Source organism: Candidatus Methanoliparum sp. LAM-1 (genome assembly GCF_020885915.1).
GTDB lineage: Archaea > Halobacteriota > Methanoliparia > Methanoliparales > Methanoliparaceae > Methanoliparum > Methanoliparum thermophilum.
Genome location: NZ_AP025251.1, coordinates 204,636 through 217,772 on the forward strand (window position 1 = coordinate 204,636; position 13,137 = coordinate 217,772).

The window sequence follows — 13,137 nt, forward strand, 5'->3', positions numbered from 1 at the left end:
CTACATTCTCTTTATTCTACTGTCCATGCATGGTAAAAATCATTTTATTATCTCTTTGTTCTTTGGAATACTCTTCATATTGATCGTTTATTATATTTATCAGATAGAATGGATATTTCTCCTTATTTTTTTGCTTGGAACGATGACAGGCTCTTTAATTCCTGATATAGACGCTACCTACGCCTCCATATATCATACAAAAATTAACGATAAAAGTATGAACAAGTTTGTCTTTTTTACATTTGTCAACCCAGTAATATCAAGGGTTACCAAGGTCATGTTGAAACCCTTTCTCTTCTTTATGCAAAAAATAACAGATGGTGGCATCAACGATGGACATAGAGGTATTACTCATTCTATCATTGGCGTTTTTTTGATATCGCTAATATGGTTTATTATTATCTTATCGATTTATTATATCATAAACACCTTCATTTTAAAGATACCTGATCTATTATTTTATATGCTGATATATCCTATCGGGATGTTTTTTGGTGGTTTATGTCATCTATTTGAGGACAGTTTTACGAGATCAGGGATACGCTGGTTTCAGCCTTTCAGTAATCTTAGCGTAAGAGGTAGTATAAAGACTGGAGAAAGGGAAGATATCGTTGTATGGTATTTTATAATGACAGTCATTATTTCGTCCATCCTTTTATATATATATGGCATCTTATTTACCTTTTTATCGATTCTTCTCTTCTTGATTATTGCAATTGTAATATGGAGGATTAGAATTGTTAAATATCGTTGAAGATAGAATTTTAGGATCCATCTACGGCTTTATCATTGGAGATGTTCTGGGAGAACCATTTGAAGGATTAACAAAAGATGAGATCAGGGGAATTGAGATAGATCTTGGCGATCGAATAGAGTATACAGACGATTCCATTCTTTTTTTGATAGTCGCATCATCTTTAATAAGAAACAAATGTGTTAGCAGGAGAGATATTGCCAAATCTATATTAAAAAACCGTGATTATATCCCCAGAATTGGTCCTACTACCTTATCAGCTATATCCCATCTTGAAAGAAGTAATTTAAATTATATTTCTAAAGAAGGAACGACTAACGGTGCGGCTATGAGAAGTCCACCTATAGGATATATTATCGAGAGTAAAAATATAAAAGAGATTTGTAAAAATGTTTATATCTCCTCTTCTATCACGCATGGTATATCGGTGGCGATATCCGGCGCTTGTGCTATTGCTGAAGCTGTCTCAACAGCAATAGACGGATATGATCTTGATAAGATACTGAGAAACGCGTTACAAGCAGCAAAGATCGGAAGTGAGTATGGTATAAAAGATGACCATAGCAACTTTCTGTTGATAAGTAGAATAGAGTCCATATTAAAATCGGATAAAAGCATAGAAGAATCATCTGAATATAAATTATCGATAGATACTGTAGATACTGTTCCTTTAGTATTTAAGTCGTTAAATGAAGGTTTGGATTTTAAAGAGACATTGATAAAGACAGTTTCTTTAGGAGGAGATACAGATACGATATCTGCTATGACTGGTAGCATCTTGGGTGCAATGGTCGGATTAAAGGGTATTCCATCATCTTGGAAGAATAAAATTGATAAGTTGAATATTGTTGCAGATTGTATGACAGATTTAAGAGATATAGGATCAAAGTTAGCCATAATCAGAAAAAAGTATTGAACAGGGTCTATTGTGGGGTAAGCGATTTAAAATCGAAAAAGATATTGTTAAAGATCGATCCTTAAGGCGTTAGCAATATAGACAAACAGTCTTACATCATCTCTTTTTAATGTTTATATTTTTAAAAAGAGAAGGTATATATAATGCGTAAGATCCATCTTTTTTTTCTATAATTATCTCATCTCTTCGCATAAGAATATCTAAATCTAACTGATACAATCCATCATCGATTATTTTGATGCTTTCTATCTCTCTATCATCTATTATACTCTTCTTAAAATTTTTTTTGCGGGTATCTAGGTTATCTATATCAATATTAGAAAGTAGATCTCTTATCTCATTCTTAGTGTTAATATAATAAAATTTCTTACCACCACAAAACGAGCATCCTTTCAATATCTGGACATCCCCGTCATCATAAACCCTTCCACAACGTGTACATTTATGTGGCATTCAAAAATCTCCCATCTTTAATTCATGATTATTTATATCTCAGATATAAGAGCTGATATACGTCCTTTATTCTTCTCAATATTCTTAATCTGATTTGGTGAACCTATTATAGTTATCTTTTTTGGATTTTTAGATCTTCTGAACAATTTAGAAAAGATAGATTTTTCATCCATAGAAGGATAACTCTCCATCTCTATTCCTACAAAATCAGAAGATATTTCTACCATGGTAGCCTCTATAAGCTTTGTCTCCTCGACAGGAGATAGTCCTTTCTCCAACACAATTATCCTTCCATTTTTCACTCCGTCTAGGATCATTCTTATCTTTTCATAAGATGTCATACTTGATAGCATCTCTTCAGATATTAGATCTATATGTACCATATCATCACCTAAAATGATTGTATATACTTTTATATAACATCTCGATATTCTCGCCCTTAAGTGCAGAGATAGGTATAACGGTATGTTGGGGAAACGCTTCCATTATTTTTGAAGGTTTTGCATCGGATAAATCGATCTTATTTGCAACAATAAGCAACGGAAGCTTTCTAGCTTCTATATTTCCAATTATGGTTATATTAACCTGTGTATATGGATTCTCAGTCGAATCCATAATAAGTAAAACACCATCTAGATCGTCCAACCATCTTATTGCCTCTATAACCCCTTCTGCCGCCTCTTTTGCCCGATTTTTTGCCTCATCCTCGCTTAAATCGTATTTTAAAAAATCATGGTAATCCAATTTTGTGGCCAGCCCAGGGGTATCAACGATATCCAGTTTCAAAGATGATCTATCAGCATTGATGGTTATATCCTTTTTTCTTAATACTCTTCGCGTCTCATGCGGTATATTAGAGATACCGTTCAGCTCTTCACCGGTCCAATCCTTGATTATCTTATTTGCAAGAGTTGTTTTTCCTACGTTTGGTGGGCCGTATAGCCCGATTTTAACTTTTTTCTTCCCAAAGATTTTATTTATAAACGACCAAAATCTTTCTCTGACGGATAACCATGCATTCATTTAAATCTCCAATAATATATATCTATTGTTTAATAAATATATCTTTATGTTTTATCTCTATCGATTAATTTAGTAATACACTTTATATAAAGATGATATGGTTTATGCCACCGAATATTGGTCCGGATCATTTACAGGTGGTAATCATTTTCTCATTAGAGTTATTATTTATCTCTTTTCTTAAATCAGAGAGCGTAGCAACACGTTCTGCAAACGCATTATGTCTATGAATACTCTCCTCATTTATTTGTTTTATAGTCACGATGGTCTCATCAGGAAGGTAACCAAACTTTTCTACTATCTTTTTAGCCATATCTCTCACACAATCCTCTACAAACTTGGGATTCTTATGTGCGGTATAGACCAGATCCTTTTCGTCTGCTCTTTTCAAAAACTCAAAGATTGGAGAACTTACTGACTCTTCTATTATCGCAATTATATCATCCAAGGATACATAATACTCTTCAGGAACCTCTATCGATATTATTCCTCTACCTCTTTGGTTATGTGTTGCCATTGGGAAATTGTTTACAAATTTTTCTATCTTCTCTTCTTCTACACCGATCTTTTTTAACTCATCTATTGCCATATCTTGCATCATATCTTGAGCACAAGGACAGGCAGTCATACCTACCACTTCTGCACCAATTGTCTTTTTTGTCTTTTTACCACGTTCTAATTTACTATCAGCGAATATGTCAATCACTTCTTGACATGGGTGTTTTGTAATCTTGGTCTTTTTTTTAAGCACATATTCGCTTCTCATTCTTACCTCGCTTTTAGTAGCATACTCATGCCTTTCTAAGAGTCTTTTTGCTATCTCATCGCATAGATCTTCTATAATATATGCCGGAGATTTTATCGCGTCCTCTAATACCTCATTCATCGCCTCAAAATTTCTAGAAAGGTTTGCTCCTTTTATGTTATATGGGAGATCTACAAACATATCAAATATGGATATTAATACGATAGGTCTTTTTCCTTTTCGAGCGATCTCTACCAATTTTTTAACATTAGTGACACCGACACGGTTTAAATTTATTGCAACATCGGGTCTTGTAGATTGAACATCTGGAAGATTGGTCAAATTAATTACACCTCTTTTATAGGTTTGCATAATTTAAGGTATGTTAAAGTTATATAAATGCTTTTAATTTTTAAAAATGCAGGTCGACTATTACCAAAGCAAAATACTCTGGGGGTCTTTCTTACACTTTTAGGACTTCAAATAATAACTTGGTGCCATCATCCGGGATACTGTAAAAGCAACTTTCACATTCGTAGTACCCGTTTGCCAGAGCAATTGCTTTATATAAATAAAATCCTTTTGAAGAGTAATCTGAAGCCCATAAATTGCGGATAAAGTTTTCGTCGATTTTGGCGGGATCTTCCGGATACCCGGAAAATATTTTCGGAGGGTCTTCTTCACTAAATAGAAAATCTTCCCAATCTGAAGGAACTCTTTTCAATCCCGGGTCTTCCTGATATTCTTGCAAAGTCCTCCATTTTAGGTCCTTGTGGTTAAGCAAGCCCAACCATTCCAAAGCACTTTTCAATGGAAGTTTTCGAAAATATTCGAGCTCTTTCAAAAATAGCTCCGGGTCAATTAGTCCAAGAATCACTCCGTTGCCGGGATATTTCTCTTTCCATCTTCCCGCGGTATATTCATCAAACCAATCGAAAACTTGACCTTGGTACTGTTCTATTGCACCTATGGCCCTCCACCGGGCCATCTTTTGGAGAGAGTCTATTTCTTCAGGAGAAAATTCTTCTCTTTCCCTTATTTTTTCTTTTGTTACAGTATCAAACTTAATTAGAATGGCATGCAGGTAATGCACGAGCTGTACCTCCTTTAATTCGTTTTTTTGTATACAGGATTGCACAGCATTTTCAGGCAGGTTTGATTTAGCCTCCGTGCTGCCTGCAATTCCCTTTCCAGCTCAGCGAGCCGGATGGTTATTTCCTTAAGCCATTCCGGGTCGATAAAATCGGCGGGTTGTTCAGTTCTTTCGGAATTTTCTTTTTCCAGCTGGTTCAATACGTTTTGAAGCTTGGAAACGGGAACTTTTTGGTCAAACAATCTCCTGGACCAATCGTTTCCCGTTGCCCACCAAATTATGTCCGGGTCTATTTTATGGATTTCCCTGCATATCTGGAGAGCTTTAACCGGATCGTTGTATTTCAGCAGCCTTTGATAAAAAGACGGGGCGAACTCTGTGCAGCGTTCTTCTGAAGGAAATGTCCGGGCTAAGCGTATCCAGGTGTTGATCGTCCTGCACGCCAGCCCAAACTGTCTGGCAATATTATCTATGCATATTCCTTTATCAGCCATTTCTTTGCACACGTCCGCGAAGTACCACCGGTCATATTTGATTCTCTCGGCGTCATAAGGTTGTTCTATGTCATAACGCGAGTGGTAACGCAAGTGCTTTGTTTTACGGTTAGCGGGACGCAAATAAGTATGATATCTATAACTGGTGGAATAAAAAGAGCAGCCGAGTTTTTCAGCTGCTTTTTTTAGCCCTGCTACTACCCTTGGGGAATTTTGGACTGCCTCCAGGATTATGCGGTCTTGCCTGTTCATAATCCGATCGCCTCCTTCCATACGTCCGCAGCAGACCTGGAAGAATTCCATTTAACCGACATTTCGCTGTTGTATTGCAAAAAATATGAGTTTGATTCTTTATGGTACTTCAATAAAGGTGAAATACCTTTTTCTTCCAACTGCTGCTTACGGGAAAGTATTTCAGGAGGAACAGAAGGAATAGGAGAAGAAGATTTTTTAGTGCGGGCTTTTGGTCGATATGCCCGGTAGGATGTCGGCACATCCAGCATTTGCCGGAATTTAACAAACATTTGGATACCCCCTTTTTTGAGTGTTAAAGCACTCTCCCAGACCGGATGGCCCAGGAGAGGACCACCCGGTTCCGGGTGGAGGTATTACTCCAATACCGTCCTATCGGGGTACCGGGGATTTTTGTATGCAACCTGGAAATGATTATTAATAATATATATTCCAGGATTGCACGGATCCGGTTTGACCGACCGGATACCTTGGATTACACTGACCCGCTCACGGTAGCCGAGTTTGGGCCACCATTGAGACAGTAGCTTTTTGGTTAACTCCATCTATCAGCCTCCTTTGTTTTTTGAACATTTTTTCTCTCTGAAGACACAAAAAAATCCCATTACGCTTTCAAGCACATAATGGGATTTGTGGTCTTCAGTATAAATAATTTTTACCGGTTTGTTTAGAAACTATCCGATTATTTGTGCAAATTATTTTTGCACATTTTTTCCGGTTCGCTTAAAAGCCCTCCGGGAAATGAAAATTAACTTAACTACAGATTACTGCTTATAAATAAAATTGTCAAGTTTTTTCAATGTTCGATCGTGTCAATTTACTTTGGGGTTTTAAAAAATAAAAAAATCCCCTTTAATATTTAGGCCGTTCTGATAGATCTTAACAGTTGCAAGGTTGCCGTTTTCTTGCCTTTATTTAAGATGGTTATATTTCCGAAAGTTTCATTTGTGGCAACCAGATTTCTCTTTTTTAAGATTTCCTGATCCATTTTTAGGCTTCTTGCTTTATTCAATGCAATTCTTTTTTTTGGCTAATAACAGATCATACACTACACCACCATTGGCTTTAAAAGCCCTTAATCTAGCCATTTAACCTTACCGATCCCTTGCGGAGCATAAGGTCAACGTATGCAAAAATTTTTGGAGTGGGTACCTACTAAATCTCGACACAGTCCACCCGTAAATCCCACTTGACAGGTTTCTATAAACCGGGTTATTCTATACATAGATTTTTGGTCTTTTGGGGCAATATTTATAACAGGAGTGAGATAAATGACTTTGACCCGGCGGAGAAAAGAATTTTTATACACGATTAAAAAATATATGAAAATACTGGTACACCCATACATTATATCACCGTAACCGAAGCGCTGCGGGTCAGCAAGTGGACAGCATACGACATCTTAAAGAAAGTGGAGAAAGAAGGTTATTTGCGCAGCGAATATTCCGTAAGCCGTGAAGAAAGGTACTCGGGACGTTCGGTTCTTCTATTTCTTCCAACCTCAAAAGCCGGGGAATTATTCACATGGAAGAATGGCACGCTGCCCGGGAAAAACTTCTCGAAATAATTGAAAATGTTAAAAAGCACGGCTCGAAAAAAATTATCGATGACCTCCTGAAATAGATGCCGGCCATCGAGGCGCCGATAATAATCAGCACATATATAATAGCCGTATTGATTGTTTACGTTCAAAACCTGGGTACAAAAACCGTAAAAATGATAAACAATCTGCTGCAGCCTGCCCTTAGGCCCGAACTGATCCTGAGCCTGTTCGCGGGCACGGTGTTGGGAGCAACGGTCAAAAATATGCAGGACGTCATAAACGGCCGGCTGACTGATGAAGTGGGCCGGCTCCAAAAATATATCTCGGAATTTAGCGCCAGAGAAAATAAATTACTGGTAAAATTTTTGAGTGATGCTTTAGAGCGGTCAATATAAAATTTTTTTGGGTAGTAGTTTGGTCTTTTTGGTGTTTTATGTTTTATTGGTAAGCCCTCAAAGATATATGGGTGCATCTTTACCAAACTCGCGTCAGGGAGGTGACCTTACATATAATTTTTCTTCAACACCCACAATAGGAAGAGAAAATTTTACTAATAAGGAGGTATAAGAGGAATGCAGTGGAAAACGGCAAATCTCAACTTCGCCAAAACTTTGTACAGGAACAGATCCTCTGCCAAGCTCTGGACTATATCGAAAAAGACCCCGAAGTAAACATGCCGAAAATTCTAAACCTGGTAAAATTGCTTGCCATCAAGAAGAAACACAAGGAACAGGTGGAGCAGGCAGCCCTGGCCTACCAGCAAAACCCGGCCATCAGGACCTTCGTCAACCGGCTGTTCGTCGCGACACATCCCAACATCAAGCACCGCCTGATCTATAACTTTTTCATCAACGCCATGATTTTCGGCATTCCACAACAGGCGCAGATGCCGCAAAAACACGGAGTACATGTGCCAAACTTATTACTTGTGGATCCGACCAGCGCCTGCAACCTGGCTTGCGAGGGCTGCTGGGCCGGCAAGTACGCGAAAAAAATTCGCTTAGTTTCGAAAGGTTGGATCGTCTCTTTACCAAAGCCAAGGAACTGGGCATTTACTGGGCGGCCATGTCCGGCGGGGAGCCGTTCGTTTATCCATGCCTGTTCGAACTGGCCGGTAAGCACAACGACATGGCGTTCATGGTTTATACCAACGGCACGCTAATCGACGAGGAGGCGGCCGGTAAAATCGTGGAGGTAGGGAATCTGTCACCCACCATCAGCCTGGAAGGCCGGCGAGAACGCACCGACGTCCGCCGCGGCGCCGGCACCTTTGACAAAGTAATAGGTGCTATGGACTTGTTTAAGGAAAGGGGAGTCATATTCGGGGTGTCGATTACCATTACCCGGGATAATGTAATGGAAGTCACTATCGACGACTTTATCGACTTCCTGGTTGACAAAGGAGTTACTTACGGCTGGTTCTTTCACTATATTCCCATCGGGCGGAATCCCGATCCAGAACTGATGGTGACACCGGAACAGCGGGCCTACCTGGCCGTAGCTGGTGACCTGGTTGATACAGTAGTGATGGTTCCTCCAAGAGCTAGCCCTGCGAATTACGCTCCCTCTCCCCGGGAACTGGAGCAGCTCAGTAAAGCAGATCTATACTTCTCAATAGGTATTCCTGCTGAAGAAGCGAATATCTTGCCAAAGCTTCCAACCATTAACCAACACATAAAAGTTGTTGACCTGGCCGCTGAAGTAAGTAAAGTTTGCCCGCTGCTATATTATTCACCTGGTAACCCTGACCCGCATATCTGGCTTTCGCCTAAACGGGCAAAAGTAATCGTCAACGTAATCGCTCGCGAACTATCCTCAATAGATCCCGAAAATAAAGATATTTACCAGGCAAATGCCCGGATATACGGGGAAAAACTTGATCAGCTGGATCAAAAAATTAAGGCAGCGCTGCAGGGCTTACCCAATAGGACATTTATAGTATTTCACCCTGCCTTCGGCTATTTTGCAGCAGACTATGGTCTGGAAATGATTTCCATAGAAAAAGAGGGCAAAAAAGCGACCGCTGAAAATCTACAACAGATTATAGACCTTGCTAGGGCACAAAATATCAGAGTCATTTTCTATCAAGCATCAATCACCAGCAAACAGGCAGAAACAATCGCTGAAGAAATCGGAGGTTATGCCGAGCAGGTTGACCCTTTGGCTCCAGATTACATAGAAAACCTGGAAAAAATAGCTGCAGCTCTGGCTGCAGCACTAAAGTAAAAGGGAGGGGCAGGAAGAACCGGGATGCAAAATGTTATTGAATTAAGCCATGTCAGTGTATTCTACAATGATGTCTGCGCCTTGTCCGACATAAATTTAACTGTAAAAAATAAAGATTTTTTAGGGATTATCGGCCCCAACGGCAGTGGCAAGAGTACACTGCTCAAAGTCATCCTCTGACTTATAAAACCGGCTACAGGAACTGTCCGCGTCTTAGGTCTCCCTCCCTACAAAGCCAAAGGGAGACTGGGCTACGTGTCCCAGAGACTTATAGAAGAGTAATCAAGAAATTGCTTTTTTCAGCAGAATCTAGCTAGTACCGCCAATCCGTCTATGGATTTTCTAAGATCAGTGCTGCCGCAAGCTAGATAAACCTGTCGGTTTGATATTTCGCTTATCATATTGTTTGCAGAACCTGTACAATCTCCCGGAGAAGATGCTTATCAAAACCTTTATTGATCTCAATAGTTATCTGACCAATATGAACGGCTATGGAATCGGGATTTAAATTTGCTTGATTTTTATTATCCAAAGCCAGAGAAAGCCATTTAACAGGCTGTTCTTTTTTATCTGATTTAGATCTCAGTTTTCTGCGCCAGTAATAAAACCGGTTTTCTCTGATTCCTTGCTCTTGGCACCAGGCTTTAATTGTTTTACCACTGCTTTCAAACTCCGCCAGACGCTGTTCCCACAGGCTGCGCAAATCGTTTTCCAGCATTCCTGAACATCTCCTTGTTTTTGTGTTCAGGTTTATTTTCTCATCGTCCCTGTTTCATTCCTATGTGTGAAGTTTTTGACGGATACAACACAATGACATTATCCATATTGCATTGTATGATATACATCACCAAAACAGTCCATATATCTCGGTCTTAATTCATTCAGGAAAATGCCTGAATAGCTTTTAAGCTCCGTGAGTATTTCCTTGAACGGTACGGCCCCCCAGCCTATCGGCATATGCATATCGCCTTTGCCGAGCGGGACAAGATCAACCTGAGTTTTTTCATAATAGTAGCATAGCTTGCCGTAATTATCATGGACATGCATATGCTTTACATACGGAGCAGCTTTTCTGATTGACTCCAGTAAAGGTATTTCATAGAATTTTGATGCCAGAAAAGCATGTCCCACGTCAAGGGTGATGGCAATATTTTCACTATTAAGCAATTTCACTATCTTGCTCAATTGGTTAATATTCTCAGCATAGCAATAATCCTTACAATCAAGATAGGGTCTCGCATTTTCAATACATATGGTTATCTTTGAGTCTTTTAAGCTTTCTGCAATATTTGCTAAATGCTCTAACTCATTATTCAACATTTTTTCCTTTGCATCTTGGGTAAGCTGAATATCATGCTTCGATAAAAATCTTTCCTCGGGTATATACCTCCCGGCATGATACACAAAAATCTCAGAGTTGATTTCGCTTGTAAACTCCAAGCAAGTATCAAAAAGCTTCACATGCGTGTCGTAGTCATTCATCGACATTAGGTTTAATGGGTTTGGAGCATGAACGGAGTATATAAAATCATACCCTGATAAAATACTTTTTAATTCCTTCATCCGATATGGAAGTATTTCCGCATTTCTTATAACCTCCATCCCGTGTATGGGAATTTCTACACAGTCAAAGCCTATTTTTGAAAAATATTCAAGGTCATGAACAAGTGTCTTAAAATTACCATCAATCCGTCTTGCGTCTGCATTTATTCCAATTTTCCTCATTTCCATTGATCCTCTCTGCTAATCAATATAATTAAAACATGCAATACTGTTACCTTTTACAAACGTCTGCTTTATAACAGGTATGCCTGATTTTGTATCAACCAGCAGCATATCTGCTTCCTTGCCTACTTCCAGCGAACCTGTCTGCTTATCAATTCCCGCTGCTCTTGCAGGATAAAGAGAAGCCATATTAACCGCCTCATTCAAGGTCAGCAAATCGCTTGACAGGTTGAACACAGCATGAAGAATTGATGCAGGATAGTAGTCGGAGCACAAAATATTTCCTATTCCATTCAAAAGCAATTCCCTCGCACTTATATTTCCAGCTTGCGATTTTCCTCTAACAATATTGGGAGCACCAAGACAAATAAATAGCTTTTCTTTATGAGCCTTCTCTGCCGCCTGCATGTTTACCGGAAATTCACTGATCATAATGCCATATTCCTTATTTGACAAAACTTTTTCCACCGAGTCATCATCATGGGAAGCAAGCGGAATATTCTTTTCTTTTGCAGCCTTTATAATCTTCTCAATATTAATTTTCTTCAAGTCTACACCTGTAGTTTTTTTGCTAATAATATTATTCAGTTCCTCCTCGTTAAGCTTGAAGGTTTTCCTGTAGTAATCCTTATAAGCCTCTTCGGTTTTGAACTGCCCCTGTCCAGGTGTATGATCTATGAGGGATATCAGGTCAATACCGCCCGTTTCCAGAAGCTGTTCGACCGTCTCGGCAATGTCGGGTGCGGATACCTCAAATCTTAAATGGATCTTGTTTCTAATCAGTCCTGAACCATTATTCAATTCTCTGATGCCATCAATCATCTTTTTTGAAAATTCAATTGACCTTAAACCAAAATCAACGGCTTCAAAGGAAATAGAGTGAAAAACTGTTGTTATCCCATGGCAGGCCATTACACGTTCTATTTCCTTAACCGCAATTGGAATAGGGAAGTAGACATTTGGCCTTGGCATAACCTTCTTTTCTATGTCATCATTGTGAAGGTCAATAAATCCTGGGAGTAAATAACATCCATCTGCATTAATAATTTTACAATACTCTTCGGAAATTTCCTTTGCAGAAGGTAAAATACTTTCTATCAAGCCATTCTTAACATATATACAGCCGTTCTTTATAATTCTTTTGGGAGTTACTATGTTTGCATTAGCAATTATAAGTCTGCTCATACAACTAACTCCTTAGTTACTTCTCTAATCTGTTTTTCAGTAACATCCAATACTTTATCTGCAACCATTTTCATTGTTTCGATGTCGTGAAATACTCCTATGATTGTCGTACCGCTGTTTTTAAGTTTCTTAATAAGCTTTACGACAATATCCCTTGATTTGCTGTCCAGTGAGGCAGTCGGTTCATCCAAAAGCAAGAGACGCGGTTTTGAAATAAAGGATTTGGCAATATTAATTCTTTGTTGTTCTCCACCGCTTAAGGTAGAAGGATATGCATCCCACAAATTCTCCGAAATTCTCATTTCAGCAAGCAGGCTTCGGGTTTCAAGCATTGCTTCATTTTCAGGTACTCCTTTATTGATGAGTTCCCCGGCAATCAAATTCAGTACAGTAACCCTGGGAATGGTATGCAGGAACTGGGTTACATGTGCAATTTCTTTTTCTCTTAATTCTATAATCATATCGTCCGGAGCTGAAGCAAGGTCTACCATTCCCTCGGAATTCGAGTTATAGAGTATCTTGCCTTCTGTAGGCATGTAAGTCCTGTAAATGCATTTGAGTATGCAAGATTTGCCTGCTCCGCTTGGGCCTGTTATCCCCAATAGTTCTCCTTTATAAAGGTCAAAGCTGATATTGCTGCATCCGCGGATTACTTTTTCATTCAATAAGTGCATTATAAATCGCTTTGTTAAATTAGAAACGCTTAATATTTTATCCATCACTTCCTC

General features: G+C 38.9%; 16 protein-coding genes. 5 read left to right on the plus strand and 11 right to left on the minus strand.

From position 1 onward, the window contains the following. Positions 1–25 precede the first annotated feature (25 nt). Positions 26–754, plus strand: coding sequence for a metal-dependent hydrolase (locus LPC15_RS01155; RefSeq protein ID WP_229234875.1), 729 nt, complete (start codon positions 26–28; stop codon positions 752–754). Beyond that, on the plus strand, positions 738–1,670 hold the full coding sequence (locus LPC15_RS01160; protein WP_229234876.1) for an ADP-ribosylglycohydrolase family protein: 933 nt from the start codon (positions 738–740) through the stop codon (positions 1,668–1,670). The genes LPC15_RS01155 and LPC15_RS01160 overlap by 17 nt, the downstream gene beginning before the upstream one ends. A gap of 96 nt (positions 1,671–1,766) precedes the next feature. Here the strand turns inward: LPC15_RS01160 and LPC15_RS01165 are convergent, their stop codons facing one another. The 7 genes from LPC15_RS01165 to LPC15_RS01195 all read right to left on the minus strand — a co-directional run bounded on the left by LPC15_RS01165 (position 1,767) and on the right by LPC15_RS01195 (position 6,002). Then, positions 1,767–2,123 carry a Zn-ribbon domain-containing protein gene (locus tag LPC15_RS01165; protein WP_229234877.1) on the minus strand — a complete coding sequence of 119 codons (357 nt, stop codon included), beginning with the start codon at positions 2,121–2,123 and terminating at the stop codon, positions 1,767–1,769. A 32-nt stretch (positions 2,124–2,155) separates the two neighbouring features. Continuing rightward, positions 2,156–2,506: an OapB/ArvB family protein gene (locus tag LPC15_RS01170; RefSeq protein ID WP_229234878.1), complete on the minus strand. Its 351-nt coding sequence runs from the start codon at positions 2,504–2,506 to the stop codon at positions 2,156–2,158. 4 nt (positions 2,507–2,510) lie between these two features. Beyond that, positions 2,511–3,146, minus strand: a complete 636-nt coding sequence (locus tag LPC15_RS01175; protein WP_229234879.1) for an Era-like GTP-binding protein — start codon at positions 3,144–3,146, stop codon at positions 2,511–2,513. 127 nt (positions 3,147–3,273) lie between these two features. Next, positions 3,274–4,263: a GTP cyclohydrolase MptA gene (gene mptA, locus LPC15_RS01180; RefSeq protein WP_229234881.1), complete on the minus strand. Its 990-nt coding sequence runs from the start codon at positions 4,261–4,263 to the stop codon at positions 3,274–3,276. Between the two features lie 91 nt (positions 4,264–4,354). Next, positions 4,355–4,984: a hypothetical protein gene (locus LPC15_RS01185; RefSeq protein ID WP_229234883.1), complete on the minus strand. Its 630-nt coding sequence runs from the start codon at positions 4,982–4,984 to the stop codon at positions 4,355–4,357. A 14-nt stretch (positions 4,985–4,998) separates the two neighbouring features. Then, positions 4,999–5,478: a hypothetical protein gene (locus LPC15_RS01190; RefSeq protein ID WP_229234884.1), complete on the minus strand. Its 480-nt coding sequence runs from the start codon at positions 5,476–5,478 to the stop codon at positions 4,999–5,001. A gap of 248 nt (positions 5,479–5,726) precedes the next feature. Further along, complete coding sequence (locus tag LPC15_RS01195) at positions 5,727–6,002, minus strand: hypothetical protein (protein WP_229234885.1); 276 nt, start codon at positions 6,000–6,002, stop codon at positions 5,727–5,729. A gap of 1,351 nt (positions 6,003–7,353) precedes the next feature. Here LPC15_RS01195 and LPC15_RS01200 point away from each other — a divergent pair. From LPC15_RS01200 to LPC15_RS06970, 3 genes are all read left to right on the plus strand, one after another. Next, positions 7,354–7,668: a hypothetical protein gene (locus LPC15_RS01200; RefSeq protein WP_229234886.1), complete on the plus strand. Its 315-nt coding sequence runs from the start codon at positions 7,354–7,356 to the stop codon at positions 7,666–7,668. 619 nt (positions 7,669–8,287) lie between these two features. Further along, positions 8,288–9,499, plus strand: coding sequence for a metal ABC transporter solute-binding protein, Zn/Mn family (locus tag LPC15_RS01205; RefSeq protein ID WP_229234887.1), 1,212 nt, complete (start codon positions 8,288–8,290; stop codon positions 9,497–9,499). Positions 9,500–9,523: 24 nt separating this feature from the next. After that, complete coding sequence (locus LPC15_RS06970; protein WP_420709481.1) at positions 9,524–9,679, plus strand: ATP-binding cassette domain-containing protein; 156 nt, start codon at positions 9,524–9,526, stop codon at positions 9,677–9,679. 217 nt (positions 9,680–9,896) lie between these two features. Here LPC15_RS06970 and tnpA read toward each other — a convergent pair whose 3' ends face one another. From tnpA to LPC15_RS01225, 4 genes are all read right to left on the minus strand, one after another. After that, complete coding sequence (gene tnpA / locus LPC15_RS01210) at positions 9,897–10,217, minus strand: IS66 family insertion sequence element accessory protein TnpA (protein ID WP_229234888.1); 321 nt, start codon at positions 10,215–10,217, stop codon at positions 9,897–9,899. 98 nt (positions 10,218–10,315) lie between these two features. Further along, positions 10,316–11,230 carry a sugar phosphate isomerase/epimerase family protein gene (locus LPC15_RS01215; protein ID WP_229234889.1) on the minus strand — a complete coding sequence of 305 codons (915 nt, stop codon included), beginning with the start codon at positions 11,228–11,230 and terminating at the stop codon, positions 10,316–10,318. A gap of 12 nt (positions 11,231–11,242) precedes the next feature. After that, positions 11,243–12,409, minus strand: a complete 1,167-nt coding sequence (locus LPC15_RS01220) for an alpha-D-ribose 1-methylphosphonate 5-triphosphate diphosphatase (protein ID WP_229234890.1) — start codon at positions 12,407–12,409, stop codon at positions 11,243–11,245. Further along, on the minus strand, positions 12,406–13,128 hold the full coding sequence (locus LPC15_RS01225; RefSeq protein WP_229234891.1) for a phosphonate C-P lyase system protein PhnL: 723 nt from the start codon (positions 13,126–13,128) through the stop codon (positions 12,406–12,408). The genes LPC15_RS01220 and LPC15_RS01225 overlap by 4 nt, the downstream gene beginning before the upstream one ends. Between the last annotated feature and the right edge of the window lie 9 nt (positions 13,129–13,137).

What these genes read in the sequence shown, in the direction of transcription:
- LPC15_RS01155 (WP_229234875.1), top strand. Translation starts at nt 26, where the DNA reads ATGCATGGTAAAAATCATTTTATTATCTCTTTGTTCTTTGGAATACTC.
- LPC15_RS01165 (WP_229234877.1), bottom strand. Translation starts at nt 2,123, where the DNA reads ATGCCACATAAATGTACACGTTGTGGAAGGGTTTATGATGACGGGGAT.
- LPC15_RS01170 (WP_229234878.1), bottom strand. Translation starts at nt 2,506, where the DNA reads ATGGTACATATAGATCTAATATCTGAAGAGATGCTATCAAGTATGACA.
- LPC15_RS01175 (WP_229234879.1), bottom strand. Translation starts at nt 3,146, where the DNA reads ATGAATGCATGGTTATCCGTCAGAGAAAGATTTTGGTCGTTTATAAAT.
- mptA (WP_229234881.1), bottom strand. Translation starts at nt 4,263, where the DNA reads ATGCAAACCTATAAAAGAGGTGTAATTAATTTGACCAATCTTCCAGAT.
- LPC15_RS01190 (WP_229234884.1), bottom strand. Translation starts at nt 5,478, where the DNA reads ATGGCTGATAAAGGAATATGCATAGATAATATTGCCAGACAGTTTGGG.
- LPC15_RS01195 (WP_229234885.1), bottom strand. Translation starts at nt 6,002, where the DNA reads ATGTTTGTTAAATTCCGGCAAATGCTGGATGTGCCGACATCCTACCGG.
- LPC15_RS01200 (WP_229234886.1), top strand. Translation starts at nt 7,354, where the DNA reads ATGCCGGCCATCGAGGCGCCGATAATAATCAGCACATATATAATAGCC.
- LPC15_RS06970 (WP_420709481.1), top strand. Translation starts at nt 9,524, where the DNA reads ATGCAAAATGTTATTGAATTAAGCCATGTCAGTGTATTCTACAATGAT.
- tnpA (WP_229234888.1), bottom strand. Translation starts at nt 10,217, where the DNA reads ATGCTGGAAAACGATTTGCGCAGCCTGTGGGAACAGCGTCTGGCGGAG.
- LPC15_RS01215 (WP_229234889.1), bottom strand. Translation starts at nt 11,230, where the DNA reads ATGGAAATGAGGAAAATTGGAATAAATGCAGACGCAAGACGGATTGAT.
- LPC15_RS01220 (WP_229234890.1), bottom strand. Translation starts at nt 12,409, where the DNA reads ATGAGCAGACTTATAATTGCTAATGCAAACATAGTAACTCCCAAAAGA.
- LPC15_RS01225 (WP_229234891.1), bottom strand. Translation starts at nt 13,128, where the DNA reads ATGGATAAAATATTAAGCGTTTCTAATTTAACAAAGCGATTTATAATG.